Here is a 298-nt window from a genome sequence, read left to right as displayed (position 1 = left end):
AGCGCGTGCTCAAGGAAGGGCTGCCGCTGCCGGACCTGTTCGTCATCGACGGCGGCCGGGGCCAGATCGGCGCGGCGATCTCCGTGTTGCACAACGAGCTGGGCCTGTTCGTGCCGGTGTGTGGCCTCGCCAAGGACGCCAAGCACCGCACCGCGCAGCTGCACGTCGGCGATCCGGCGGAGATCGTGCCGCTGCCGCGCGACAGCCAGGAGTTTTACCTGCTGCAGCGCATACAAGACGAGGTGCACCGCTTTGCGATCACCTTCCACCGCGAGAAGCGGGGCAAGTCGATGATCGC

The 298-nt window shown here is 67.4% G+C and carries 1 pseudogene; it reads left to right on the top strand.

Going from position 1 to position 298, the window contains the following annotated elements:
- Positions 1-298 (top strand): annotated as a pseudogene (locus KVT38_RS33650) (excinuclease ABC subunit UvrC); the annotation flags it as partial.

The sequence above is a fragment of the Cohnella sp. GbtcB17 genome (assembly GCF_019091135.1).
In the GTDB taxonomy this organism is placed as follows: Bacteria; Bacillota; Bacilli; order Paenibacillales; family Paenibacillaceae; genus Cohnella.
The sequence above is the reverse complement of the archived record's forward strand: the minus strand, read 5'-3'. Positions and strand labels throughout refer to the sequence as shown.